Below are 24,627 nucleotides of genomic sequence, written 5' to 3'. Positions count from 1 at the left end.
GCCCATTCCCAGGAGGTGACGACCATGGCCACGACCGCGACGCTCGCCAAGGCCGAGGACCGCGCGGCGGTGACCCATGCCGCCCGCATCGAGCATGTCTCCAAGTCCTTCGGCGGACCCGCCGGCGGGCAGCTCGTCCTCGACGACATCACGCTCGACGTCGCCCCGGGCGAGTTCGTCACCCTCCTGGGCGCCTCGGGCTGCGGCAAGTCCACGCTGCTCAACCTGGTCGCCGGGCTCGACCGGCCGTCCGCGGGGTCCATCGAGACCCCAGGCGGCCGGCCGGCCCTGATGTTCCAGGAGCACGCCCTCTTCCCGTGGCTGACCGCGGGCAAGAACATCGAACTGGCCCTGCGGCTGCGCGGGGTGGCCAAGGCCGACCGCCGCACCGAGGCCGAGCGGCTGCTCGAACTCGTCCGGCTCGGCGGCTCGTACGGCAAGCGGGTCCACGAACTGTCGGGCGGCATGCGCCAGCGCGTCGCGCTGGCCCGCGCGCTGGCCCAGGACAGCGACCTGCTGCTGATGGACGAGCCGTTCGCCGCGCTCGACGCCATCACCCGGGACGTCCTGCACGACGAGCTGACCCGGATCTGGCGGGAGACGAAGCTGTCGGTGCTCTTCGTCACCCACAACGTGCGCGAGGCCGTGCGGCTGGCCGAGCGCGTCGTCCTCCTCTCCTCGCGGCCCGGCCGGATCGCGCACGAGTGGACCATCGACATTCCGCAGCCGCGCCGCATCGAGGACGCCGACGTCGCGGAGCTGTCCCTCGAGATCACCGAGCACCTGCGTGGGGAGATCCGCCGTCATGGCCAGCACTGAAGCCGCCCCGAAGACCCCGAAGTCCGACGACCTCGCCGGCCTCGAGGCCGGCCTGGACGCACTCGACAGCGTGCAGATCCGGCGGACCCCGGTCCGTGAGGTGCTGCTCAAGAAGGTCCTGCCGCCGGTCGTCGCCGTCGCGCTCGTCCTGGTGGTGTGGCAGCTCCTCGTCACGCTGAAGGTGACGGACGAGTACAAGCTGCCGGCCCCGTCGGCGGTCTGGGACAGCCTGACCGTGATGTGGAAGGAGGGCACGCTCCTCGGCATCCTGTGGACCAGCGTGTCCCGGGCGCTGTACGGGTTCGTCCTGGCGCTCGCGATCGGCACCCCGCTGGGTCTGCTGGTCTCCCGGGTGAAGTTCGTCCGGGCGGCGATCGGACCGATCCTCGCGGGCCTCCAGTCGCTCCCCTCCGTCGCCTGGGTGGCGCCCGCCGTCCTGTGGCTGGGACTCAACGACAGCATGATGTACGCGGTCATCCTGCTCGGCGCCGTCCCGTCCATCGCCAACGGTCTGGTCGCCGGCGTCGACCAGGTCCCGCCGCTCTTCCTGCGGGCCGGCCAGACGCTCGGCGCGACGGGCGTCAAGGGCGCCTGGTTCATCGTGATGCCGGCCGCGCTCCCCGGTTACCTGGCCGGCCTGAAGCAGGGCTGGGCGTTCTCGTGGCGTTCGCTGATGGCCGCGGAGATCATCGCGTCCTCGCCGGACCTGGGGCTCGGCCTCGGCCAGCTGCTGGAGAACGGCCGGAACAACATCGACATGGCCGGCATCTTCCTGGCGATCATCCTCATCCTGATCGTCGGCATCGCCATCGACCTGCTCATCTTCAGCCCGCTGGAGCGCGCGGTGCTGCGCCGCCGCGGCCTGCTGACGAAGGGCTGAGCCGTCCCGTGAACCGACCCGTCCTCCTCGTCGTCGCCCACGGCAGCCGCGACCCGCGGCACGCGGCGACCGTCCAGGCGCTGGTGCGCCGGGCCGGCGCGCTGCGGCCGGGGCTGCGGGTGGAGACGGCGTTCCTGGAGTTCAACCTGCCCTCGGTGACGGGGGTCCTGGAACGGTTCGCCGCCGAGGGCGTGCGGGACGTGGTGGCGCTTCCGCTGCTGCTGACCCGCGCCTTCCACGCGAAGGCGGACATCCCCGCCGTGCTCCGCCAGGCCCCGCCGTCGCTGCGGATCCGCCAGGCGGAGGTCCTCGGACCCTCGCCGCTGCTGATCGCGGCCGTGGAACGGCGGCTGTACGAGGCCGGGCTGACGCCCGGCGACAAGAGCGCGACCGGGGTCGTCCTGGCCTCGGCGGGCTCCACAGACCCGGAGGCGATCGCGGTGATCGCAGAAACGGCGCGGGAGCTGCGGCGCACCGGTTGGTGCTCCGTGCGGCCCGCGTTCGCCTCCGCATCCCTTCCCCGCACGGAGGAGGCCGTCACGGCCCTGCGCGCGGAGCCGGGCGTCCGGCGCGTCGCCGTCGCCCCGTACGTGATCGCCCCCGGCCGCCTCCCGGACCGCATCGCGGCCGGCGCGGCCGCGGCCGACGTCCTGGCGGACGTCCTCGGCCCCTCCCCCGAACTGGCCCGGCTCCTCCTGGAGCGGTACGACGGGGCGGTCCGGGCGGACGCCCGCATGGCCGCCGCCGGCTGACCCCCGGCCGCCGGAACCGCGGCGGGCCCCGCCGCGTTCTCCCTTACGACCGTGCCCTGCGGGGCGCGCGGGTCTGACATGACGCAAGGGGGTGCGGCGTGTTCGGTTGGGCTCTGTCACGGCTGTGGGCGGCCGAGCGCGGCAGGGCCGTCCCCTCCTCCGGTCCGGGCGGCCGGGCGGCCGCCGCCGAGCGGGTCCTGCGGCTCGCCGCACTCCCCTCGAAGGAACTGAACCGTGCCGTCGGCACCCTGTCCGCCGAGCAGCTCGGCTCTCTCCTCGCCGACCTGACCGAAGTGGCGGACGGGGCGGGCACGGACTGGCGGGACCCTGCGACGGCCTCCGCTCTGGGCGACGTGCTGGCCTCGGTCGCACTCGCCGCCGAACTCCTCGCCGACGACCGCGTCCTGGCGCAGGAGCTGCGCCGCGAGTCCCACGTCCTGCTGGGGGCGGCGGCCTGCCTCCGCGGCCGGGACCGGGAGGCACTGCGGCAGTTCGACCACGGGATCCATGCCCTCTCGGGGGACGAGGCCCCGCTCGCCCGGGTGTTGGGGACGGTCGGCCGGCTCGTGTCCGGGTGGGACGGGACGGACGCGGGCTCCTTGCGCCGCGCGGTGGCGGCGGAGCTCGACTCGCTGCCCGGCCGGGGGTCGCAGCAGCGGCGGGACGCGGTCCGCCGGGCTCTGGACGTGCGTCTGTCGGCCCACGAGGCGGCGGACCGCGCCTGGGCGGCGGACGGTCCGGAGGCCTCGTCGGAGGCACTGGTGGAGTGGCTGCGTGGTCACGGTCCGGACGAGGCCGCGGAGTTGAGGTGGGTGGCCGCCCGACGGCTGGTCGACGACGCCGGTGCTCCGGAGGCCGCGGCGGCGCGGGCCCGGCTGCTCGACGTCTCGTTCGGGGTGCACGGGGAGACCACCCTGTTCCAGGACGTGCTGGCGCACGTCTATCAGAGCCGGGACCTGCCCCATGCCCTGGTGGCGGTCCTGAAGTCCCTGAACGCGGAGCGGCCCGACGACGAGGACGTGGCTCTCCGTCTCGCGGAGGCCTACGGGCGGGTCGGTACCCCGGGCGAGGGCGCCGCGCTGCTCCGGCCGTTCGTCTCGGACCCTCCCGTGCCGGGCCAGGAGCGTCTCACCCATCTGTTCGTCGTGCTGCTGTCGGCGGCGGGCTCACCGGAGGCTCCGGCGTGGGCGGAACGTCTGACCGGCCTGCTGAACGAGGAGGAGACCGCCTCGCTGTTCCCGAGTGCGGCCCGGGGACCCGCTCCGCTCGCGGCGCGCTTCGTCGACGGCACCCTGACCGTCGATCCCACGGCGGCCGCGGCCCTGCCGCCGGGTCGGCTGCAGGCCCACCTCAGCGCCGCCCTGATCGCGGGCAGTCCCGACGGGGCGGAGATGTTCCGTACGCTCGCCGCCGACGACCCCGTGCTCGCGGGGCAGGTGGCGGACCTCCTCGGGGTCCCTCGGCGGCCGCGGCCCCCGGAGGGGCCGCCGACCGAGGCGGACGCCCTCTTCCACCAGGGCGAGGAACACTTCGCGCGGCGCGAGTTCGCGCAGGCCGTCACCTGCTACGTCGGCGCGCTGAGGCTGCACCCCGACCATACGACGGCCCTCCTCTGCCTCGGCGACGCGTACTACGTGCAGGGCAGGTTCGCGGTGGCGCGCGCCTACTTCGAGGAGTCGCTGGCCGTCGAGGAGACCCCGCAGGCGTGGCGGTTCCTCGGCGACGTGCTGCGGGAGACGTCGGCCGGGACGGAGGACGCCCGTGCCTGTTACGAGCGCGCCCTCGTGCTCGACCCCGGATACGGGGGCGCCCGGCAGGCCCTCGCCGCGCTCCCGCCGCAGGAGGTGCCCGACGGCCGTGAGGGGCCCGGCGGATCCGGCGAGCCCGGTGGCGGGGAGGTCGCGGACACCCCCGCACGGCGGCGGAGGGCGCCGCTGCGTCGGCTCCGGCGGAGGCTGCGCCGTCCGGCCGCGCCGCAGGCTCCGGCCCACGGGGCCGAGGAGCCCGACGCCGCCGAGGAGGAGCTGGACCGGCTGTCGCCCTCGGGGGTGCGCCATCGGCTGCCGGCACAGCTCGAAGCCGTGCTCCGCGCGCGCGAGCCCTGGACGGCGGAGCTCCTCGACGCGCTCGCGGACGACGACGCGTTCGCTCGGTGGCGGGAACGGTGGCTGCCCGAACGGCTGGGGTCCGCGCTCACCGCTCTGCGCGTGCTCGCCTGGCAGTGGAACGCCAAGGCCGGCGACACCGGACGCGCGCTGCTCATGGCCGAGCGCAAGCTGCAACTCGTGACCGGACCGGCCTCTGCGGGGGAGCACGGCGCGCCCGACCTCGCCGGCCGCGCCCTGCTCGTCGCCGACGCCCTGGAGTCGAAGGCCGCGTACCTCACCGACGCCGGCCGCTACGCGGAGGCGTACGCGGTGCTCCTCGACGCCGAGACCTGGATGGAGAGGGACCGGGAGGAGCGCGAGCGGACCGGAAGGCCGCTGACCGGGCTTCCGGGTCCGCGGGTGCTGACGGAGAACCCGCGCGCGGACCTGTACGGGAGGCTCGCCGCCGCCGCGGAGCGCTGCGGGGACGTCGAGGCGGCCGAGCGCTACGACGGGCTGGCGGACCGGTGGCGCGAGGGGACTCCGCACTCCGACCACGACCGGATCGTGGCCCTGTGCACGCAGGCGCTCGTCTCGCTCGGGGAGGGCGATCCGGACACCTGCTTCCGGCTCCTCGACGAGGCGCTGCCGCTCGCCGTGCGGGAGGCGGGGTGGAGTCCCGTCGAACACGCGTCGGCCCTGGTCCACCACACCCGGGCGCGGGCCCTGTACATGCTGGGCCCGCGGCGCACCGCCCTGCGGCACGCGGCCCTGGCACGCCGTCACAACGCGGGGAACGCGGACCGGCTGGCGACCGACTGGCTGGTCACCGCGGGGATCCTCGACGCCCATCCGGAGCTGGGAGACCCCCTGGAGGCGTACGAGCACGTGCTCCAGCTGTCGGGCGTGCCGGCGGGGACGGACGGCCCCCTCGTGTGGCGACCGCGCCACGCCGCGGGGCAGCCGGTGCGGGTCGAGAACGCCGAGCGGGCCTGGCAGGTCGTGGCCCCCATGGCCCGGGCGGCCTGGGCCGCCGGGGCGCGGGAGACGGCGATCCGGGTGCTCGAACTGGGCGTCGAACTCTCCGATCTCGTCCGGGTCGCGCAGCCCGATCCGTCCCTCCGCCGGCACCTCCAGGAACAGCGCGCCGAGGTGTACGAACTGCTGGTCCAGTACCGCCTGGACAGCGCCGCGGGAGCCGGCGACGCGGGCGCGGAGCAGGTCAAAGCCGCCTTCGCCGCGGCGGAACGGCTGCGCTCCCGCACGCTCCTCGACACCCTGAGCACGGCGGAGCTCCGCCCACCGGACGGCGTGCCGGCCGCTCTGATCGACCGCGAGTCGGCCCTGGTGCGCGAGCGCACGGCGCTGGAGCGGGCGCCGCGCACGGACTGGGAACGGCTCCGGGTCGTCCGCGGGGAGCTGACCGGCGTGTGGTCGGAGATGGCCTCGCTTCACGTGTCGGGCGAGGAGTACGCCGAGGTGCGGTCGGCCGCCGCCGTCACCGCCGGTGCCGCCCTCGCGCGGCTGCGCGGTGAGCGGGTGGTGGTGGCCTCGTACGCCCGACTGGACGACGGCCGGCTGGTCCTCTTCACGCTCGATCCGCGGACCGGACTCGCCGTGACGCCGATCGACGCGGACGGGGCCGCCCTCTCCCGGTTCGTCGCGGACAACTTCGGGAGCGCCGGGCAGGTCCGGGAGATGGCCGTCGACATGCCCGGTCTCTTCCAGCGGGTCCTCTCGCCGCTCGTCGCCCCGCTGGCAGGGCTGACCCGGCCCGAGGACACGGTGGTGATCTGCCCGACCGGGCCCTTGCACCACGTCCCCTTCCACGCTCTGTGCCCCGACGGGAGCACCTCGCTCATCGAGCGGAATCCGGTGGCGTATCTGCCGAGCGTCTCGCTCCTGCGCACCCTGGCCCACCGGGAGCCGCGGTCCGGGCGGGGGGCCGTGGTCCTCGGCGACCCCGGGGGCGACCTGCCGTACGCCCGGGAGGAGGCCCGTCTGCTCGCCGCGCGCCTGGGGACGGAGCCGCTGCTGGGCGACGCGGCGACCCGCGGGAGGGTGCTCGACGCGATGGCGGGGGCCGAGATCCTGCACGCCGCCTGCCACGCCACCTTCCGGGCGGACGACCCGCTGTCGTCGGGCCTGGCGCTCGCGGACGGGCCGCTCACCGGTCGGGACATCCTGCGGGAGGACTGGCACGGGGTGCGCCTGGCCGTCCTGTCGGCCTGCGAGACCGGCCTCGGGGGCACCGACCGCACCGACGAGGTGCTGGGCCTGAGCCGGTCGCTCCTCTTCGCCGGCGTCCGCTCCCTCGTCATGAGTCTGTGGCGGGTCCCCGACCGCTCCACGGCCGACATCATGGGCGCGTTCCACGAGCTGACCCTGTCGGGAGCGACGCCGGCGGACGCGCTGCGCGCGGCCGTACTGGCCTCGCGCGACCGGCCCGGCGGGGACCGCCTCGACCGCTGGGCCGCCTTCTGTCTGCTCGGCGAGTGGCGCGCCGACCCGAGATCCCCGAGTGGAAGGAACGACCGCGCATGACGGAGACCCTGGACCTCTCCCCCCGGCTTCCGGACGGGTACCGGCTGATGGGGCTGGTCGAGCCGGCCGTCGAGGAGGACGAGGCCGACAGGTCGTTCACCACGGTCGACGAGACGACGGTACGGCTGCTGCGACGCGAGACGCGGATCGGGCTCGCCCGGGGGGCGGTCACCCCGGTGGCCACGGGCGAGCCCGGCTTCCAGGGGTACGACATCCCGCTGATCCTGGTGGTGCAGACGCATCCCGAGTCCTCGGTGGCCTGGTCCCGGCTGGTCCTCGATCTCTCCCCGAGCCCCGGCACCACCATCGCGGCGATGTCGCCGACGCTGGTGGAGGGGGACACGCCCCAGGAGATCGAGACGACACTGGGCGCGAACCTCACGTTCAGCGTGGCGGGGACGCCGCTGGGCGTGGAGGCCGGTCCCGAGGTCATGCGGAGGCGTACGGTCTACTGCCCGCGCATCACGTCGTCCGGGATCGGATTCACCAGCGCCTACTGGGACTTCAGGGCGTCGGACCGCGCCTTCCTGCACGTCAACGAGGAGCTGCGGCTGCTCGTCCGGGCTCCGGCGGGGCAGCACGTCGACGCCGTGGTGACCCTGCGCACCCGGATCCGGCCCCGGGGGTTCGGGCGCTTCCTGCGGCTGTCCGGCAAGGTGGCCGGCATCGACGGGAGCTGCCGCCTCGTGTGAGCGGGCCGGCCGCGGGCGGCCTGACGGCCCCGGGGCCGTCAGCCGAAGTCGAGGCCGCCGGTGCGGGTGCGCTTGAGTTCGAAGAGGTCGGGGTGGCCGGCGAGGACGCGGAAGCCGTCGAAGAGTTCGGCGGCGCGGGCGCCGCGGGGGACGGCGCGCAGGACGGGGCCGAACCAGGCGGTGCCGTCGACGTGGATCGTGGGCGTGCCGACGTAGGCCCCGGCGTCGGGGTCCTTGCCGGCGTCGTGGCTGCGGCGGACGGCCTCGTCGTACGCCGGGTCGTGGGCGGCGTCGGCGAGCGCGGCGGGGAGGCCGAGTTCGGCGAGCGACTCGGCGATCACGGCGTCGAGGTCCGTGCGCTTGCCCTCGTGGATGCGGGTGCCGTACGCGGTGTAGAGCGGGCGGAGGATCTGCTCGCCGTGCTGCTCGGCGGCGGCGGCCGCGACCCGGACCGGTCCGATGGAGGCGTCGACGAGGGTGCGGTACCAGTCGGGCAGGGTGTTGCCCTCGTTGTGGAGGTACAGGCTCATGACCTTGAAGCGGAGGTCGATGTCGCGGAGCCGCTCGACCTCCAGGATCCAGCGGGAGGTGATCCACGCGAAGGGGCAGGCGGGGTCGAAGTAGAAGTCGACGGTGGGGCGGGGCGTGGTCTCGGTGGTCGTCATGCCGTCGAATCTAGTCCGCAGGTGGCCTGTCACCCTGGTCCACTTCCGGGCTGTGTGCGTGGGCCACTCGGGGTCAGTCCTCGCGGGTCATCTCGACGAGCTTGACGACGGTGTTCCAGTTCCGCGCGGTGGCGACGAGTCCCTTCACGACGGCCGGGCGGGAGACCGCCTCGCCCAGCCGGGACCGGCCGAGGCCCTCGGGGGTGTAGAGGTAGAGGACGCGGTCGCCGAGGGCGAACTCCTCGGGGAGGTAGGCGTCGCGGTCGAGGGAGGCGAAGCGCCCGGGGTCGGCGGGGCCGGAGTAGTAGACGGCGTGGAGCTGTTTGCCCTCCAGCTCGGCGGCGGGGAAGGGGCAGGCGTCGGCGACGGCGGCGAGGTAGTCGCCGCCGCGGACCAGGCAGTCGACGCGGAAGCCGAAGCGGCTCTCGATCGCGTCCTCCAGCTCGGCGGTGAGGGTCTCCTCGGAGGCGGCCGTGTCGGTGGCGAAGACCGCGTTTCCGCTCTGGAGGTAGGTGCGGACGCCGTGGTGGCCGAGTCCTTCGAGGAGGTCGCGGAGCTCCGCCATCGGGACCTTGCGGTGTCCGCTCACGTTGATCCCGCGGAGCAGGGCGGCGTACGTCTTCGTCATGGGGGCCAATCTAGGCGGCCACCGCGCCGCGTGGGGGGCGGCACGGTGGCCGGTTCGAACACTGGCCGATGGAGGGGATCAGGGAGAAGCCCCTTCACTCATCTGTGACTTATTCAACAAGGTTTCGTAATGACGAATCCATCATTTGCGCTGATAGCGGGCGAGCACCCGATTGCCGTCCTCCACCAGCCTCCTGCGCAGTTCCGCCGCGTCGACGGCGCCGCTGTAGTACTCCTGGAAGGCGGGGGTCGCCACCTTGTCCTTCCATTCCGGATAGCCGCGCACGGACTGCGCGGGGGCCGGGCGCAGCCGTCGCGCGAGGGCGACGCCGGTGGCCCAGCCGTCCCGGGCGGTGTGCAGGGAGGGGTCGGCGAGCGCCGCCGTGCCCGTGGGCAGCATCCAGTCGCCGCGGGCGAGCCGGACGGTGTTCGCGGGGCGCAGGAGGAAGTCGAGGAAGCGGGCTGCCTCCTTCTTGTGCGGGCTGGCCTCGGCGATCGACAGGGTCTGCGGGGAGACGCCCTGGGCGAGCCCGTCGGCGCCGGCGGGGGCGGGCAGCACCGTCCACGCGAAACCCTCGGGGGCCTGGCGGGCGATCTGCTGCCGGTAGGCGAATCCCAGCGGGACCATGGCGTACGTGCCGGCGAAGAACCCGGGCAGGGTGTCGGAGCCCCCGCTGCCGAGCGTGGTGCGCGACGCGGTGCCGTCGGTGACGATCTGGTCGCGGATGGTGCCGGGGACGACGGTGTCGGCCTCGGTCTGGCGGATGGTCACCCGGCCGTCGGCGCCCCGGTGGAAGAGCCGGCCGCCGGCGGAGAGCCCCAGGTTCAGGGTGACGGAGACGGGCTCCTTGAGAGGCCAGGCGACCGCGTACCGGCCGGGTCCCATGGTCCGGGTGAGGTCCCGGGCCACCTGCCGGAACTCGGTCCAGGTCCAGGGGTGTTCCGGGGTGGGGACGCGCACGCCGGACGACTCCAGGAGCGTCCGGTTGGCGATGATCACGCGCGGTTCCTGGAGGAAGGGGATCCCGTAGACGCCGTCGCCGAAGGTGGTGGTCTCCCAGCTGCGGGCGGGGATGTCGGCGCGGAGCCGCTCGGACAGCAGCGGGCGCAGGTCGGCGAGGTCGCCGCCGTAGGCGAAGTCGGCGAGGTCGTCGGCGGCGTCGTGGATGACGTCGGGCGCCTCGCCGCCCTCGAAGGAGGTGAGGAGCTGGTCGTGGACGGAGTCCCAGCTGCCCTGGACGTACTCGACCTGGATGCCGGGGTGGGCCGCGTTCCACTCCTCGACCAGGTGTTCGTTGGCCTCGACGGACTCCGGCTGCCAGGCGAGCGACTGGAAGCGGAGCCGCACGACGCCGTCGTCGGGTCCGCCGGAGCCGGCGGTGCAGCCGGTGAGGAGCAGGAGGAGCGTGACGGCGAGGGCGGCGGTCCGTCGCATCACTTCACCGCCCCGGCCAGGGCGCCGCCGGTGATCCGCCGTTGGAGGACGGCGAAGACGACGAGGGAGGGGAGGGTGGCGAGGAAGGCCGCGGCGGCCAGCGGGCCGAGGTCGGCGACGCCCTCGGCGCCGATGAAGTGGGTGAGGACGACCGGCAGGGTCTGCTTCTCGGGGCTCTTGAGGAGGACGAGCGCGAAGAAGAACTCGTTCCACGCGGTGACGAAGGCGAAGAGCGCGGTGGCGACGATGCCGGGCCCGAGGAGCGGGGCGGTGACCGAGACGAGGATGCGGAGCCGGCCCGCGCCGTCGACGGCGGCGGCCTCCTCCAGTTCGGCGGGGACGGCCCTGACGTAGCCCCGCAGCATCCAGAGGGCGAAGGGCAGGGACCAGACGACGTAGACCATGACGAGTCCGGCGACGCTGTCGACCAGGTGGAGGTTCTTGAGGACGAGGAAGAGCGGGATGATCACGAGGACGAAGGGGAACGCCTGGCTGATCACCACCCAGCCGGTGACGGCGGCGGTGAGCCGGCCGCGCCGACGGGCCGTCACATAGGCGAGCGGGGTGGCGACGGCCACCGCGATCACGGCCGCGGCGACCGCGGCGACCAGGCTGTTCGCGGCCGCCCTCAGCAGCGGCTGCTCGTCGAGGGCCTGCCGGAAGTGGGCGAGCGTGGGGTCCTCGGGGATCCAGGTGGGGTGCGGCGAGGCCAGTTCGGGGGCGGGCTTGAAGGCGGTGGAGACCAGCCAGAGGAAGGGGAAGGCGAGGAAGACCAGGTACGCGAGGAGGGCGAGGTACTGGCCCGTCCTCGCGGGTCCGCTCGCCTTGAGGGCGCTCACCGGTCCTGGTCCCCTTTCAGCCGTCGTACGAGGGAGAGGGCGACGAGCACGGAGACGGCGGCGACCATCACGCAGCCCATGGCGGCGGCGTAGCCGAACTGCCCGTAGCGAAAGGCCTCTTCGTAGGCGAAGAGCATCGGCAGCCGGGTGCGGCCGCCGGGTCCGCCGCTGGTCAGCACGTAGACCAGGGCGAAGGAGTTGAAGTTCCAGATGAGGTTGAGTGCGGTGATGGCCAGGGCGACGGGCCGCAGGGCGGGCCAGGTGACGGCGCGGAAGCGGCGCCAGGCGCCGGCGCCGTCGAGGGCGGCGGCCTCGTGGAGCTCGCGCGGGGTGTTCTGGAGTCCGGCGAGGAGGGCGACGGTGGTCTGGGGCATGCCGGCCCAGACGCCGACGACGATGACGGCGGGCAGGGCGGTGGCGAGTCCGGAGAGCCAGTCGTGTCCCTGGCCGAGGCCGAGGTCGCGGAGGGTCTCGTTGAGGACGCCCGCGTCGGGGTGGTAGACGAGCCGCCACATGATCCCGACGACGACCTCGGGCATCGCCCAGGGGACGATGGCCAGCGCCCGCGCCGCCCAGCGGAGGCGGAGGTCCTGGTGGAGCAGGAGGGCGAGGCCGAGGGCGAGCAGGAACTGGGGGACGGTGACCCCGACGGCCCACACGACGCCGACGCGGAACGACTCCCAGAACAGGGTGTCGTGCAGCAGGTCCTGGAAGTTGAGGGTGCCCACCCACCGGGTGGGCCGGGTGCGGCCGGACTGGGCGTCGGTGAAGGCGAGGAGCACCCCGTGGACCAGTGGCCCGACGCTGAGGACGAGGATCGGCAGGAGCGCCGGGAGCACGAGGAACCAGGCGCCGGGATCCGGGCCGCGGGGGCGTCCGGCGCGGACGGCGCGCGGGGGGCGCGTCCTGCCCGGCCGCTTCGTCGCGGTCGTCGAGCTCACCGGTACGACCCCCGTCCGTCCGCCCCCGGGGACTCGCCTCGGGGGCTCCCGTCCTCGTCGTGGGAACCCCGTCATGGTCCTGACGACCCGTCGGAGCGTCAAGGCGATCCACGCGGTGAGCTGCGCGGATGCGAGACTTTGGCGCAAAGACACGGGTGAGGGAGTGAGCGATGGACGAGGCGCGGGCTCGGGAGATCCTGGCGGCGGCGGGGCTGCCCGCCGCGGAGGCGCGGCTGCTGGCGCTCGGCGAGAACGCGGTCTTCGCCGTGGGCGAGCGCGTGGTGAAGGTCGGCCGGGACGCGGAGCTGTTCGAGCGGGCGGCGCGGGAGCTGGCGCTGGCCTCGTGGCTGGCGGCGGCGGGGGTGCCGGCCGTCCGCGCTGCCGAGGAGGAGCCGCTGCTCGTCGAGGGGCATCCCGTGACGTCGTGGCACCGGCTGCCGGAGGCGGTGCGGCCGGCGGAGCTCCGTGATCTGGCGCCGCTGCTGCGGGCGGTGCACGCCCTGCCGGAGCCGGTGGGGTTCACGCTCCCCCGCCGTGACCTGCTGGGCGGGGTCGAGCGGTGGCTGCGGCTCGCGGGCGACGCCATCGATCCGGCGGACGCGGCGTTCCTGCGGGAGCGGCGTGACGCCTTCGCACCGGCGGCCGCCGCGCTGACCCCGCGGCTCGCGCCGGGGCCGATCCACGGCGACGCCCTGCCGCGCAACGTCCATGTCGGTCCCGACGGTCCGGTCCTGGTGGACCTGGAGACGTTCTCGTCGGACCTGCGGGAGCACGACCTCGTGGTGCCGGCCCTCTCCCGGGACCGCTACGGCCTCGACCCGGCCGCGTACGACGCCTTCACGGAGGCGTACGGCTGGGACGTCCGGGAGTGGGAGGGGTGCGCGGTGCTGCGCGGGGCGCGGGAGACCGCGAGCTGCGCGTGGGTGGCCCAGCACGCCCCGGCCAACCCGAAGGCGCTGGCCGAATTCGAACGGCGGGTGGCCTCGCTGCGCGACGGTGACCCCGAGGTCCGCTGGTACCCCTTCTGACATCATGGCCCCCGGTGGACAGGACCTTTCGAACGGGGTGCGGGGATGCGGGTTCAGCTGTCCGAGGTGTCGCTCGACGTCGAGGTGAGCGGTGAGGGACCGGCCGTGCTGCTCGTGCACGGCTTCCCCGACAGCCGCCGCCTCTGGCGCCGTCAGGTCGACGCCCTGACCGCGGCGGGCTTCCGCTGCGTGACGCCGACCCTGCGCGGCTTCGGCGCGTCGGACCGTCCCGAGGGCGGCCCGGCGGCGTACCACCCGGCGAAGCACGTCGGCGACCTGCTCCAGCTCCTCGCCGTGCTCGACGTCGACCGGGTCCATCTGGTCGGCCACGACTGGGGGTCGGGCATCGTCCAGGGCATCGCCGCGGTGGTGCCGGACCGGGTGCGGAGCCTGAGCCTGCTGTCGGTGGGTCATCTGGCGTCCATCCGGGACGCGGGCTGGGAGCAGAAGCAGCGGTCCTGGTACATGCTGCTGTTCCAGCTGGCCGGGGTGGCCGAGGACTGGCTGGCGCGGGACGACTTCGCGCAGCTGCGCGAGATGCTGGCCGAGCACCCGGACGCGGAGGCGGTGATCGAGCCGCTGCGCGCGCCGGGCGCGCTGACGGCCGCGCTGGACATCTACCGCGCGGGCCTGCCGCCGGAGGTGCAGTTCGGCGCCGACCTGCCGCTGCCTCCGGTGCCGATGACGCTGCCGGTCATGGGCCTCTGGTCCACCGGCGACCGGTTCCTGACCGAGCGCTCGATGACGGGCACCGCCGCCCACGTCCGGGGCTCCTGGCGCTACGAGCGGGTGGAGGACGCGGGCCACTGGCTCCAGCTGGACCAGCCTGAGCGGGTGAACGACCTGCTGCTCTCGTTCCTGAAGGAGAACGGCTAGTTCGTGAAGGAGGGCGGCTGCTCCTGAACGAGTACGGCGCGTCCCTGCGGGAGTACGGCTGGTCCCCGAAGGAGTACGACTCCGGTCCGGGAGGGACCGGCTAGGCGACCGCGACGGCCTCGCGCAGGGGCCACGTGGGGTCGACGACCGCGTCGGCGTCGCCCTTGCCGCGCAGGAATGCCTGGAAGTTCTCGGCCCAGGCGCGGTACCAGCCGATCTGGCGCGCGTGGAGTTCGGCTGGGTCGAGGGCGGCCACCTGCCGGTGCCGCTCGGCTATCGCGACGGCGACCCGGACGGCGGCGAGCGCGTCGGCGGCCGCCTGGTGGGCGGCTTCGAGGACGACGCCGTACTCCCCGCAGACCGCTTCGAGGGTGCGCTTGCCGCGGCGGTAGCGGTCGACGGCCCGGTCGATGGTGTAGGGGTCGACGACGGGGCCGATGTCGGCGCCGCCGAGCCGGTCGGTCAGCGAGGGCAGGCCGTGGCGGCGCAGCTCCGCGGCGAGGAGCGTCAGGTCGAACGAGGCGTTGTACGCGACGACCGGGACGCCGTCCTCCCAGTAGGCGGCGAGGGCGCGCGCGATCTCGTCGGCGACCTCGCGCACCGGCCGGCCCTCGGCCGCCGCGCGCTCGGTGCTGATGCCGTGGATCGCGGACGCCTGCTCCGGGATGCGGATGCCCGGGTCGGCGAGCCAGTCCCGCCGGTGGGTGACGCGCCCCCCGCCGTCGACCTCGACGATCGAGGCCGTGACGATCCGTGCCTCCAGCGGTTCCGTGCCGGTCGTCTCCAGATCGAAGCCGACCAGCGTGTCGCCGTGCCAAGCCATCGGGTCCTCCTTACGTGATCTCCCCCGTGGTGCGACCACCCTCGCACGCGCCACTGACAACGCTCCCGCAACCCCCCGGCGGAGGGTCAGGAGACGGGCCGTGAGTCGAGCCAGACGGACTCGAACTCCTCCCGGTAGGTCTCGAAGAGGCCGTGATCCCCGTCACGCGCCTGCTGGCCGTGGCGGACCACGTTGCGACCGCCGCCGCGCAGGACGAGGACCGGTGCCTCCATGCCCCGGGCGCGGCGCAGATAGGACTGGACGACGCCGACGCCGTCGGGGCCGTCGCCGTCGACGAGGTAGGCGGTGAAGCGGGGGGTCTCGTCGAAGACGTGGATCTGGAAGGCGCCCGGGTCGCGCAGCTTGGAGCGGACCCGGCGCATGTGCAGGATGTTCATCTCGACGGAGCGGCTCAGCTCGCCCTTCTTCAGGCCGAGCTCGCGCTCGCGCCGCTTGACGGCGCTGCTCGCGGGGTTGAGGAAGAGCAGCCGGGTCCGGCAGCCGGACTCGGCGAGGCGGACCATGCGGCGGCCGGAGAAGTTCTGCACGAGCAGATTGAGACCTATGCCGGTGGCGTCGAGGCGGCGGGCTCCCCCGAAGAGGTCCTCGGCGGGCAGCTGGCGCTGGAGCCGGACCCGGTCGGGGTGGACGGAGACCACGTCCGCGTACCGGTCGCCGACGAGGTCCTCGACGGCGTCGACGGGCAGCCGGTCGGCGGAGGGCACTCCGGCGCCGCTGCCGAGGATCTCCAGGATGCGCGCGGAGGCCCGCTCGGACTGGGCGAGGACGGTGAGCGAGAGGGCCCGGTTGCGGGAGACCACGTTGCGCGTGACCTCCAGCTCGTCGAGGGCGAGCTCGACCTCGCGCCGGTCGTCGAAGTACGGCTCGAAGCACGGCCAGTGCTGGACCATCAGCTCGCGGAGCTGGGGCAGCGTCAGGAAGCTGAGCACGTTGTCGTCGGCCGGGTCGAGGAGGTAGCCCTTGCGCCGGGAGACCTCGCGGACGGCGACGGCGCGCTGGACCCACTCCTGGCCCGCGGGTCCGGCCGCGGCCACCACCCACTCCTCGCCGTGGACGGGTTCGTACACGGGCCGCAGGACGGCGGCGACCACGGCGCGGAGCCGCTGCTCGACGAGGTTCAGCCAGATGTAGGCGCGTCCGGCGCGCTGGGCGCGGGTGCGGACCTCGCTCCACGCCTCGGCGCCCCAGTCGAGCTCGGCGCCGATCTCCACCGGCCGGGCGACGGTGACCGCGCCGGGCGGGACGACCGCGCCGGGCGGTGCGACGGCTCCGGCCGGCGCTTCGGCGGGGTCGGCCGGCCCCCCTTCGTGACCCGCGTCACCTGGGGGCAGCTCCAGACCTCCCGAGCTCACCCGTGCACCGCCTTCTGCTCCTGGAAGCCCGTTTCGACCACTCCGACAACGATCAAGGAAGGGTACTCCGCGAGCGGGAGGCGGTGCAGCAGGATCGTCAGGCTCCTTGCTCAACTCCCCAGATCGGGCTGCCCGTTCTCGGAGGCGAGATCGGGCGGAGTGAGCGGATTCATAGCGGTTACGTCCCGGGGCGCGAGCTGGAAGCCCTGCCAGTGGACGGGCATCGGCTGCTGGTCCTCGTCGCGGGCGACATGGTGGAACCCGATGTTGACCCACACGGACGGTTTGGTCAGAGTCTCCCCGTTGACCCATTTGTCCACGCTGTCGCCGGCACCGGCCGGGCAGTTGCCGATGTTGTTGCTGGCGTACTGCTCGCAGGCGCGGGCCTGGGTGAAGTACACGTCGTGCTTGCTGAAGCCGCGCCCGGCGTGGGTGTCGGTGTGGCCGGGCACGATCTCGTACGAACGGGCGTGGCCGTCGGCGTTCTTGCCGGTGCCGCTGACCACGCGCCACCAGCGCATGTTCTTGGCGTCCCCGGCGAGTTCCTTGGTGACGAGGGTCCGCTGGGTCTTCACGGTCGGTCCGCCGCCGCCGGCCGCGGGCGGGGTGACGGTGGAGTCGTACTGCTCGATCCGGTCGTTCGTGGTGCCGTCCAGGCCGAAGTCGAGCTTCCAGAAGACGTTGTGGGCGTGGCTGGTGGCGTAGCCCTTGGCGCCCTTGCCGAGAGGCCAGCCGCGGCCGTCGGTGGCGTTGTAGTCGACCGGCGAAAGGCTGCCGGTGGCACCGACGTTGGCGCCGATGGTGCCGTCGGCGGAGAAGCGCCACTCGGAGATGTACTCGTACCAGCCGACCTTGTTGACCGTGTAGACGAGCAGGTCCTTGGCCTGGGCCTGGTAGACCTTGTCGCCGCCGTCGCTGGCCATGCGGTACGCGTGGCCGCGGGCCCGGGTGGTGGTGCACAGGCCCTTGATCTGGCCGACCTCGGGCACCTTGACCGTGGTCAGGGTGCCGCCGGGGCACTCGGCCGGCTTGAGGTTCTGCAGGCCCCAGCCGAAGCCGGCGCCGGTGAGGTCGTCGTACTCGGCCCCGCCGTCGTCGTACGGCACGTGGATCTGGGCGAGCCGGGCGCTGGTGAGGACCCGGATGGGGGCGGCGGCGCCGGGCGGCTGGTAGGTGACGCGGTCCAGGGTGAGGCCCGCGTCGGTGCTGTAGCGCCAGCACATCCGCCAGACGGCGCCGCCGTCGAGCTTCTGCGTGATGTGGTACGCGGCGGAGCAGCCGGGCTGGGCGGCGCTCGCGGTGCGCGTCGGGGCGGGTGGGGCGGGCGCCGCGGTGGCTCCGCTCACGGGGCCCGCGGCGGCGGTCGCGGTGCCGAGCAGGGCGGCGGCGGTCAGGGCGGCGCCCCGCCGGCGGCCGCGCCGGTTTCGCTGGGTGGTCATGGGGACGTACTCCCTCGTACGAACGGCAGGTGGGACCGGGGCGGCGGTGGTCAGCCGACGCGGGTGACGGTCCTCGCGGAGAGGTCGACGATCAGGTCGCGGGTGTCGATCCAGGCCCCGTTGAGGACCTTGGTGACCAGCCGCACGCACCGGTGCTCGCCGCAACGGGCCAGCTGTGCGGGCACGTTCGCCTCGCGGTAGGGGCGGTAGACGTCGCCGTTGAACCAGAGCTGGGCGGGCGAGGTGAGCGGCGTGCCGGTGGCGTCCGCGTAGTCCTCCTTGACGCCCTTGCCGAGCGGGCTCGCGAGGATCAGCTCCAGGGCCTCGCGCAGTTCCTCGGGGTGGGCGGAGGGCTGGACGCCGCGCTGGGCCGCCGACCTCTCGACCTTCCCGGTGACCAGGTTGACGGTCCGGGTGATGAGCTCGTCCCGCCCGTAGTCGTAGAACCGCACGTCGGCGCGGCGGGTGTCGTCGCCCGGCAGCGGGTCGGAGAGTTCGGTGCCCAGGTGCTGCGGGCCCCGGCCGCCCTCGACGTTCTCCAGGGCGGCGGCCGCGGGCGGGGTCAGCGCCAGCGCCTCGGCCCGGGCGAGCTCGTCGTCGGTGAGCGGGTCGCTGCCCACCCCCTTCGCCCCCTCGGGGGCCGGCGGCGCCAGGGTCGCGGGAGCGGGCGCGGTGCCCGCGGCGCGCGCGGCGGCGCCGTCCGCCTCGGCGTTCCCGCCGCCCGTCCCGTTCCCCCCGGTCGCGGTCCCCGCCGCGGTGCCGTTCGCCCGCCCGGGCGTCCCGTCCACCGCCGACACGGACCCCGGCAGGGCGATCGCGACGGCGACGGCCGTTCCCGTCACCGCCATGGCCGCTCCGGCCACCACCTTCCCCAGGTGGCGGCGTGCTATTTCGTACACACTTCCCCCTCTATCCCCCTCTTGGTCTGCGGTCACCCGGTAGGACGGGCCTAAGTCCTAGGAGGTTGCCCTGGTTTCGGGCAGGATCTGGCCGAAGAACACCTCCGGAACCCGGACAGAGAAGGAAGAATCGAATCCATGCAAGTCTGGCCGGGACAGGCGTACCCCCTGGGCGCCACCTACGACGGAGCGGGCACCAACTTCGCGGTCTTCTCGGAGGCCGCCCATCGGATCGAGCTGTGTCTGCTCCATGACGACGGCTCGGAGACGTCGGTGGAGCTGCGCGAGTCGGACGCCTTCGTCCGGCACGCCTATCTGCCGGGCGTGATGCCGGGTCAGCGGTACGGCTTCCGGGTGCACGGCCCGTACGCCCCGGAGCAGGGACTGCGCTGCAACGCCGCGAAGCTGCTCCTCGACCCGTACGCGCGCGCGGTGTCGGGCCGGGTGCAGTGGGGCGAGGCGGTCTACGGCTACCCGTTCGGGCGGCCGGACGCGCGCAACGACCTCGACTCCGGCCCGCACACGATGACCTCGGTCGTGGTCAATCCGTACTTCGACTGGGGCGACGACCGGCGCCCGCGCACCGAGTACCACCACACGGTCATCTACGAGGCCCACGTGAAGGGCCTGACGATGCTCCACCCGGATCTGCCGGAGGAGCTGCGGGGCACCTACGCGGGGCTCGCGCACCCGTCGGTCATCGGCCACCTCAAGGAACTCGGGGTCACCGCGCTCGAACTGATGCCCGTCCACCAGTTCGTGAACGACCACCGCCTGGTGGACGCGGGGCTGTCGAACTACTGGGGCTACAACACGATCGGCTTCTTCGCCCCGCACAACGCGTACGCCTCCTGGGGCGACCGGGGCCAGCAGGTCCTGGAGTTCAAGTCGGCCGTCCGGGCGCTGCACCAGGCGGGCATCGAGGTCATCCTCGACGTGGTCTACAACCACACGGCCGAGGGCAACCACCTGGGCCCCACGCTCTCCATGCGGGGCCTGGACAACCCCTCGTACTACCGGCTCGCGGACGACCCCCGCTACTACATGGACACCACCGGCACGGGGAACTCGCTGCTCATGCGCTCCCCGCACGTGCTCCAGCTGATCATGGACAGCCTGCGGTACTGGGTGACCGAGATGCACGTGGACGGATTCCGCTTCGACCTGGCGGCCACCCTGGCGCGCCAGTTCCACGAGGTGGACCGGCTGTCCTCGTTCTTCGACCTGGTGCAGCAGGACCCGGTGGTGAGCCAGGTGAAGCTGATCGCCGAGCCCTGGGACGTCGGCGAGGGCGGCTACCAGGTGGGCAACTTCCCGCCGCTGTGGACCGAGTGGAACGGCAAGTACCGCGACTGCGTGCGGGACCTGTGGCGGGGAGAGCCGCGCACCCTGGCCGAGTTCGCCTCCCGGCTCACCGGCTCCTCCGACCTCTACCAGGACGACGGCAGGCGCCCGCTCGCCTCGGTCAACTTCGTCACCTGCCACGACGGTTTCACCCTGCGCGACCTCGTCTCGTACAACGACAAGCACAACGAGGCGAACGGCGAGGGAAACCGGGACGGCGAGAGCCACAACCGCTCCTGGAACTGCGGGGTGGAGGGCGAGACCGAGGACGTCGGGATCGCGGAGCTGCGCGCCCGCCAGACGCGCAACTTCCTCGCCACCCTGATGCTGTCGCAGGGCGTGCCGATGCTCAGCCACGGCGACGAGTTCGGGCGGACCCAGGAGGGCAACAACAACGCCTACTGCCAGGACAACGAGGTGTCCTGGGTCCGGTGGCCGAAGGAGAACAGCGAGGCCGAGGGCACGCTGCTGCGCTTCACCCGGGCGATGGTCCGGCTGCGGCGTGACCATCCGGTCTTCCGGCGCCGCCGGTTCTTCCACGGGCGCCCGGTGGAGGGCACCCACGACGAGCTGACCGACATCGCGTGGTTCACCCCCGAGGGCGAGGAGATGACCGCGCGCGACTGGCAGGCGGCACACGCCCAGGCGCTCACCGTCTTCCTCAACGGGAACGCGATCTCGGAACCGGGCACCCAGGGCGAGCGGATCGCCGACGACTCCTTCCTGCTGATGTTCAACGCCTCGTCCGAGGAGCTGGAGTTCGCCGTGCCCGACAGTCACGGGCGCTGCTGGCGGACGGTCGTCGACACCTCCGACCCGGAGGGCATGCCGCCACAGGAGGGCCCGGAGCTGGCGGCGGGCGAGCGGGTGACGCTCGCGCCGCTCAGCCTGACCGTTCTGCGCCGGCCGGCCTGAGGGCGGCGTCCCGCGGCGGACGCGGCTCCGGAACCCTGACCCGTACCGTCCAGGAGAGCACCGCGCAGGCCACGGCCGCCCCCACCGCCACCGCGAAGGCGGCGGGGGCGCCGTGGCCCTCGGCGAGCCGGCCGGCGAGCGCGAGGGCGAGGGCCTGGCCGCCGACGATCCCGCTGGTGAGGAAGGCCATCGACTCGGCGAGCCGGGATGCGGGCACGGTCCGCTCGGTGAGCCCGAAGACGGTGATCAGGTGGGGGGCGTAGGCGGCGCCGAGGACGATCACGACCGCGTACAGCGCGCCGAGGGAGCCGACGGCGAGGAGCGGCACGGACAGCACGACGAGCCCGGTGGTGGCGGCGCGCCAGCGGGTGGTCAGCCCGACGCGGGCGGGCACGGCCGCCATCGAGAGGCCGACGGCGGCGCTCATCACGCCCATCGCCGCGTAGACGAGCCCGGCCTGGGCGGGCTCCCCGAGCCGCTCGGTGAGCGCGGTGATGCCGGCCTGGGAGGCGCCGAACATGGCGCCCTGGAGGACCATCGTGCCCCGCAGGGCGTACGCCGACGCGGGCAGCCGCGTCCGTTCGGCGGCACTCTTCCGGGTGGAAGCGGCCGGCGCCGGGGCGGTGGGGTGGAGGGCGAAGGCGGAGCCGCAGACGAGGAGAAGGAGCGCGGCGGCGAGCAGGGCGGCGGCGGGGTGGGCGAGGGCCGCGGCGAGACCGACGAGGGCCGGGCCGAGGACGAAGGACACCTCGTCGAGGGTGCCCTCGAAGGAGAGCACGGTGCCGACGAGCCGGTCGTCCGCCCCGGAGCGGCGGGCGAGGGCCACCGAGCGGGTCCGGGCGAGCGGCCCGACCTGGGGGACGGTCGCACCGGCGAGCGCGCCGAGCGCCATCAGCCAGGCGGTGGGGGCGCGGTCGAGGGCGGCGAGGACGAGCGCGGTGACGGCGACGGCGTTGGCGAGCGAGGCGGCGAGGACCACTCCGCGCTGGCCGTGGCGGTCGGCGAGGCGGCCGACGAGCGGTCCGGCGACGGTCTGTCCGGCGGCGAGCGCGCCGCCCGCGAGTCCCGCCACGGCGAGGGAGCCGCTCGTCTCGGCGACCAGGAGCAGGCTGCCGAGCTGGCACATGGCGGTCGGCAGCCGCCCGAGGAAGGAGACCACCGGCAGGACCGGTCCGAGCAGGGACAGCGTGTCGCGATACATCCGGAGCATCACGCGAACGTAACGCGATGCACACGAACGGGTGCATGGGGCGATGACACAGAAGCCCTCCGGCGGGGTACGTACGTTCGCATGACCTCTCTCCCGGTCCCGCCCGCCGCCGCTCCCGTGCCCACCGCCACCTACCGCCTCCAGCTCCAGCCGGAGTTCCCCTTCGCCGCCGCCGAGCGGGCCGTGCCGTACCTCGCCGGGCTGGGGGTCTCGCACCTCCACCTCTCGCCGGTCCTGGAGGCGGTGCCCGGCTCGACCCACGGCTACGACGTGACCGACCACCGGTCCGTGCGGGCGGAGCTGGGCGGCGAGGACGGGCTGCGGGCGCTGGCCGCGACCGCCCGGGCGCACGGGCTCGGCCTCGTCGTGGACCTGGTGCCCAACCACATGGCGGCCGATCCCCGGCACAACCACGCGCTGCGCGCGGTGCTCCGCGAGGGCCCCGACTCGCCGTTCGCCCGCTGGTTCGACGTCGACTGGCGGGCGGGGGACGGCCGGATGCTGCTCCCGGTGCTGCCGGCCCGGCTGCCGGAGGTCCGGGACCGGATGCGGGTCTCCGGCGGCGCGCTGCACCTGGACGGCCAGGAGTTCCCGCTCCGCCCGGGGACGGAGGACCTGCCGCTGGACGAGCTGCTCGACGCCCAGTGGTACCGGCTCGGATGGTGGCGGCTGGCCCGCACCGAGCTCGACTACCGGCGCTTCTTCACCGTCTCCGAGCTGATCGGGGTGCGGGTGGAGGATCCGGAGGTCTTCGCCGCGACGCACGCGAAGATCGTGGAGCTGGTCGCGGACGGGGTGGTGGAGGGCCTGCGCATCGACCACCCGGACGGGCTCGCCGACCCGCAGGGCTATCTGGAGGACCTGGCGGCGGCGACCGGCGGACGGTGCTGGACGGTGGTGGAGAAGATCCTCACGGGGGCGGAGACGCTGCCCGGCGCCTGGCCGGTCGCGGGGACCACCGGCTACGACGCGCTGCGGCAGCTCGACGGCGTGTTCACCGACCCGGACGGGGCCGGGGAACTCACCGAGGTGTACCGCGCGTTCGTCGGCAAAGCCGCGGACCGCGGTGGGCAGTGGGAGGCGACGGCGCGGCGGGCCGCGTACGAGGTGGTGACCCACGACCTGGCCTCCGAGACGTCGGCGCTGACCCGGATCGCGGGCCGGATCTGCGCCGCCGACCCCGCGCTGCGCGACCACGCGCCCTGGGCGCTCGCCACCGCGATCCGCGAACTGCTCGTCCGCGTGCCGGTCTACCGGCCCTACCGGAGCGGCGGCGAGGAGGTGCTGACCCCGGAGGCGGCACGCGGCGCGAAGGCGGCGTTCGCGGTGCCGGAGGAGGCGGCGGCGGTCGACGCCGTACGGGACCTGGCGCTCGGTCTGCGCGGCGACGGTCCCGAACACCGGGCTTTCCGGGCCCGGTTCGCGCAGACCTCGTCGGCGCTGCGGGCCAAGTCGGTGGAGGACACGGCCTTCTACCGGTACACGCCGCTGCTGTCGGCGAACGAGGTGGGCGGAGACGCGGGGCGCCCGGCGGTGTCGGTGGAGGAGTTCCACGCGTACTGCGGCCGGATCGCCCGGGACTGGCCTTCCGCCGGGACGGTGCTGTCCACGCACGACACCAAGCGCAGCGCGGACGTGCGTGCGGCCATCGCGGTGCTCGCGCAGTGCCCCGGGGTGTGGGAGGAGCTCCTCGGGGAGGTGGCGGGGGTGCCCGCACCCGATCCGCACGTGGCGTGGACCGCCTGGCAGACGGCCTTCGGCTTCGGGGCGCCCGACGCGGAGCGGCTCGTGCCCGCGATCCTCAAGTCGGTGCGCGAGGCGGGGCTGAGGACGAGCTGGACGGAGCCGGACGCCGGGTACGAGCGGGCCGTCGCCGAGTTCGCCGCGGCCGGGCCGGGGCGGCTGCCGCTGCGGTCCGCCTCGGAGGCGGCGTTCGCCCTGGAGCCGCACATCCGGGCGCACGCGCTGGGCGCGGCCCTCGCGCAGCTGACGATGCCGGGGGTGCCGGAGCTCTACCAGAACACGGAGCGGGAGTACCGGGCCCTGGTGGACCCGGACAACCGGGCCCCGTTCACGGTCGGTCCGGAGGACGACCGCACGGCCCTGGTCCGGGCGGCGCTGGCGCTGCGCCGGGACCGCCCGGAGGTCTTCGGCCCCGGCGGCACGTACGTCCCGCTGACGGCGGAGGGCCCGGCGGCCGGCCACTGTCTGGCGTTCGCCCGCTCGGGCGCGGTGGTGACGGCGGTGACCCGGCTGTCGTTCCGGCTGGCCGAGGCCGGTGGCTGGCAGGACACGGAACTGGTCCTGCCGGAGGGCCGCTGGGCCGATGTCCTGGAGGGGGTGCGGGAGTTCACCGGCGGGCCGGCGACCGAGCTCAAGCTCGCCGAGCTGTTCGCCGACCGGCCGGTGGCGCTCCTGGTGCGGGCGGGGTGAGCCGCC

Annotated in this window: 19 protein-coding genes; 9 read left to right on the top strand and 10 right to left on the bottom strand. The window is 74.1% G+C overall.

Going from position 1 to position 24,627, the window contains the following annotated elements:
• Positions 1–24 precede the first annotated feature (24 nt).
• The 5 genes from ACZ60W_RS12990 to ACZ60W_RS12970 all read left to right on the top strand — a co-directional run bounded on the left by ACZ60W_RS12990 (position 25) and on the right by ACZ60W_RS12970 (position 7,774).
• Positions 25–819, top strand: a complete 795-nt coding sequence (locus ACZ60W_RS12990; RefSeq protein ID WP_469755383.1) for an ABC transporter ATP-binding protein — start codon at positions 25–27, stop codon at positions 817–819.
• Positions 806–1,699 (top strand): ABC transporter permease, encoded by an 894-nt coding sequence (locus ACZ60W_RS12985; protein WP_469755382.1) that lies wholly within the window; start codon positions 806–808, stop codon positions 1,697–1,699. Before ACZ60W_RS12990 ends, ACZ60W_RS12985 begins: the two co-directional genes overlap by 14 nt.
• An 8-nt stretch (positions 1,700–1,707) precedes the next feature.
• Positions 1,708–2,451: a sirohydrochlorin chelatase gene (locus ACZ60W_RS12980; RefSeq protein WP_469755381.1), complete on the top strand. Its 744-nt coding sequence runs from the start codon at positions 1,708–1,710 to the stop codon at positions 2,449–2,451.
• A 98-nt stretch (positions 2,452–2,549) separates the two neighbouring features.
• Positions 2,550–7,082, top strand: a complete 4,533-nt coding sequence (locus tag ACZ60W_RS12975) for a CHAT domain-containing protein (protein WP_469755380.1) — start codon at positions 2,550–2,552, stop codon at positions 7,080–7,082.
• Positions 7,079–7,774: a hypothetical protein gene (locus tag ACZ60W_RS12970; protein WP_469755379.1), complete on the top strand. Its 696-nt coding sequence runs from the start codon at positions 7,079–7,081 to the stop codon at positions 7,772–7,774. The genes ACZ60W_RS12975 and ACZ60W_RS12970 overlap by 4 nt, the downstream gene beginning before the upstream one ends.
• A 38-nt stretch (positions 7,775–7,812) precedes the next feature.
• Here the strand turns inward: ACZ60W_RS12970 and ACZ60W_RS12965 are convergent, their stop codons facing one another.
• From ACZ60W_RS12965 to ACZ60W_RS12945, 5 genes are all read right to left on the bottom strand, one after another.
• Positions 7,813–8,439 (bottom strand): mycothiol-dependent nitroreductase Rv2466c family protein, encoded by a 627-nt coding sequence (locus ACZ60W_RS12965; protein ID WP_469755378.1) that lies wholly within the window; start codon positions 8,437–8,439, stop codon positions 7,813–7,815.
• 73 nt (positions 8,440–8,512) lie between these two features.
• On the bottom strand, positions 8,513–9,067 hold the full coding sequence (locus tag ACZ60W_RS12960; protein ID WP_469755377.1) for a DUF1697 domain-containing protein: 555 nt from the start codon (positions 9,065–9,067) through the stop codon (positions 8,513–8,515).
• 141 nt (positions 9,068–9,208) lie between these two features.
• The gene (locus ACZ60W_RS12955; protein WP_469755376.1) at positions 9,209–10,501 is read right to left on the bottom strand and encodes an ABC transporter substrate-binding protein; all 1,293 of its coding nucleotides are present in this window, start codon (positions 10,499–10,501) and stop codon (positions 9,209–9,211) included.
• Positions 10,501–11,340, bottom strand: coding sequence for a carbohydrate ABC transporter permease (locus ACZ60W_RS12950; protein WP_469755375.1), 840 nt, complete (start codon positions 11,338–11,340; stop codon positions 10,501–10,503). Before ACZ60W_RS12950 ends, ACZ60W_RS12955 begins: the two co-directional genes overlap by 1 nt.
• Positions 11,337–12,281: a carbohydrate ABC transporter permease gene (locus ACZ60W_RS12945; RefSeq protein WP_469755374.1), complete on the bottom strand. Its 945-nt coding sequence runs from the start codon at positions 12,279–12,281 to the stop codon at positions 11,337–11,339. Before ACZ60W_RS12945 ends, ACZ60W_RS12950 begins: the two co-directional genes overlap by 4 nt.
• Positions 12,282–12,451: 170 nt before the next feature.
• On the opposite strand from ACZ60W_RS12945, the gene ACZ60W_RS12940 reads away from it, so the two are divergent.
• A complete protein-coding gene (locus ACZ60W_RS12940) occupies positions 12,452–13,309 on the top strand; it encodes a phosphotransferase (RefSeq protein ID WP_469755373.1) in 858 nt (285 codons plus the stop codon).
• A gap of 45 nt (positions 13,310–13,354) precedes the next feature.
• Positions 13,355–14,185: an alpha/beta fold hydrolase gene (locus tag ACZ60W_RS12935; protein WP_469755372.1), complete on the top strand. Its 831-nt coding sequence runs from the start codon at positions 13,355–13,357 to the stop codon at positions 14,183–14,185.
• 100 nt (positions 14,186–14,285) lie between these two features.
• Here the strand turns inward: ACZ60W_RS12935 and ACZ60W_RS12930 are convergent, their stop codons facing one another.
• The 4 genes from ACZ60W_RS12930 to ACZ60W_RS12915 all read right to left on the bottom strand — a co-directional run bounded on the left by ACZ60W_RS12930 (position 14,286) and on the right by ACZ60W_RS12915 (position 18,719).
• Positions 14,286–15,008 (bottom strand): exonuclease domain-containing protein, encoded by a 723-nt coding sequence (locus ACZ60W_RS12930; protein ID WP_469755371.1) that lies wholly within the window; start codon positions 15,006–15,008, stop codon positions 14,286–14,288.
• 86 nt (positions 15,009–15,094) lie between these two features.
• Positions 15,095–16,381 (bottom strand): SAV2148 family HEPN domain-containing protein, encoded by a 1,287-nt coding sequence (locus ACZ60W_RS12925; RefSeq protein ID WP_469755370.1) that lies wholly within the window; start codon positions 16,379–16,381, stop codon positions 15,095–15,097.
• A 110-nt stretch (positions 16,382–16,491) separates the two neighbouring features.
• Positions 16,492–17,820: a copper amine oxidase gene (locus tag ACZ60W_RS12920; RefSeq protein ID WP_469755369.1), complete on the bottom strand. Its 1,329-nt coding sequence runs from the start codon at positions 17,818–17,820 to the stop codon at positions 16,492–16,494.
• Between the two features lie 50 nt (positions 17,821–17,870).
• Positions 17,871–18,719, bottom strand: coding sequence for a Tat pathway signal sequence domain protein (locus tag ACZ60W_RS12915; RefSeq protein ID WP_469755368.1), 849 nt, complete (start codon positions 18,717–18,719; stop codon positions 17,871–17,873).
• A 138-nt stretch (positions 18,720–18,857) separates the two neighbouring features.
• On the opposite strand from ACZ60W_RS12915, the gene glgX reads away from it, so the two are divergent.
• On the top strand, positions 18,858–20,978 hold the full coding sequence (gene glgX, locus ACZ60W_RS12910; RefSeq protein ID WP_469755367.1) for a glycogen debranching protein GlgX: 2,121 nt from the start codon (positions 18,858–18,860) through the stop codon (positions 20,976–20,978).
• Here glgX and ACZ60W_RS12905 read toward each other — a convergent pair.
• On the bottom strand, positions 20,947–22,179 hold the full coding sequence (locus ACZ60W_RS12905; protein WP_469755454.1) for an MFS transporter: 1,233 nt from the start codon (positions 22,177–22,179) through the stop codon (positions 20,947–20,949). The genes glgX and ACZ60W_RS12905 overlap by 32 nt on opposite strands.
• A gap of 90 nt (positions 22,180–22,269) precedes the next feature.
• Between ACZ60W_RS12905 and treY the strand changes: the two genes are divergently transcribed.
• A complete protein-coding gene (gene treY / locus ACZ60W_RS12900; RefSeq protein ID WP_469755366.1) occupies positions 22,270–24,621 on the top strand; it encodes a malto-oligosyltrehalose synthase in 2,352 nt (783 codons plus the stop codon).
• Positions 24,622–24,627: the final 6 nt, after the last annotated feature.

This window comes from Streptomyces sp. NPDC104202 (assembly GCF_055584185.1).
This window is presented reverse-complemented; position numbering and strand designations above follow the sequence as displayed.

Excerpts from the sequence above, each read along its gene's own strand:
- ACZ60W_RS12970 (WP_469755379.1), top strand. The coding sequence starts at position 7,079 with ATGACGGAGACCCTGGACCTCTCCCCCCGGCTTCCGGACGGGTACCGG.
- ACZ60W_RS12935 (WP_469755372.1), top strand. The coding sequence starts at position 13,355 with ATGCGGGTTCAGCTGTCCGAGGTGTCGCTCGACGTCGAGGTGAGCGGT.
- ACZ60W_RS12985 (WP_469755382.1), top strand. The coding sequence starts at position 806 with ATGGCCAGCACTGAAGCCGCCCCGAAGACCCCGAAGTCCGACGACCTC.
- ACZ60W_RS12965 (WP_469755378.1), bottom strand. The coding sequence starts at position 8,439 with ATGACGACCACCGAGACCACGCCCCGCCCCACCGTCGACTTCTACTTC.
- glgX (WP_469755367.1), top strand. The coding sequence starts at position 18,858 with ATGCAAGTCTGGCCGGGACAGGCGTACCCCCTGGGCGCCACCTACGAC.
- ACZ60W_RS12920 (WP_469755369.1), bottom strand. The coding sequence starts at position 17,820 with ATGACCACCCAGCGAAACCGGCGCGGCCGCCGGCGGGGCGCCGCCCTG.
- ACZ60W_RS12955 (WP_469755376.1), bottom strand. The coding sequence starts at position 10,501 with ATGCGACGGACCGCCGCCCTCGCCGTCACGCTCCTCCTGCTCCTCACC.
- ACZ60W_RS12905 (WP_469755454.1), bottom strand. The coding sequence starts at position 22,179 with ATGTATCGCGACACGCTGTCCCTGCTCGGACCGGTCCTGCCGGTGGTC.
- ACZ60W_RS12930 (WP_469755371.1), bottom strand. The coding sequence starts at position 15,008 with ATGGCTTGGCACGGCGACACGCTGGTCGGCTTCGATCTGGAGACGACC.
- ACZ60W_RS12960 (WP_469755377.1), bottom strand. The coding sequence starts at position 9,067 with ATGACGAAGACGTACGCCGCCCTGCTCCGCGGGATCAACGTGAGCGGA.
- ACZ60W_RS12990 (WP_469755383.1), top strand. The coding sequence starts at position 25 with ATGGCCACGACCGCGACGCTCGCCAAGGCCGAGGACCGCGCGGCGGTG.
- treY (WP_469755366.1), top strand. The coding sequence starts at position 22,270 with ATGACCTCTCTCCCGGTCCCGCCCGCCGCCGCTCCCGTGCCCACCGCC.
- ACZ60W_RS12940 (WP_469755373.1), top strand. The coding sequence starts at position 12,452 with ATGGACGAGGCGCGGGCTCGGGAGATCCTGGCGGCGGCGGGGCTGCCC.